The organism is Psychrobacter sp. S1-30-MNA-CIBAN-0213 (assembly GCF_040309845.1).
Taxonomy (GTDB): domain Bacteria; phylum Pseudomonadota; class Gammaproteobacteria; order Pseudomonadales; family Moraxellaceae; genus Psychrobacter.
Map to the genome: position 1 here is coordinate 1 of NZ_JBEOPE010000092.1, position 263 is coordinate 263.

Here is a 263-nt window from a genome sequence, read left to right on the forward strand (position 1 = left end):
GTATGATATATTGTCCCAATGCTGTAAGGGCTATAGGAATACCGATGACCAAGCCTGCCAAACGCACGCAAAAAGACAAGATTGGCATCTATATTAAACGACAAGCATGGATACTATTTATCCTTATTATCATTGCTTGGATAGTAGATACTATTTGGCTACATAGTGAGCTTACGATAGCAAAAAGCGCTGCAATTGGTGCGCTACTAAGTTTTATTACTCAAGCAGTATTTGCGTTTTTTATTTTTTGGTACACCGGATAT

1 pseudogene is annotated in these 263 nt (G+C 37.6%); it reads left to right on the forward strand.

From position 1 onward, the window contains the following. Positions 1–44 precede the first annotated feature (44 nt). Positions 45–263 (forward strand): annotated as a pseudogene (locus tag AAEY87_RS14080) (ATP synthase subunit I); the annotation flags it as partial.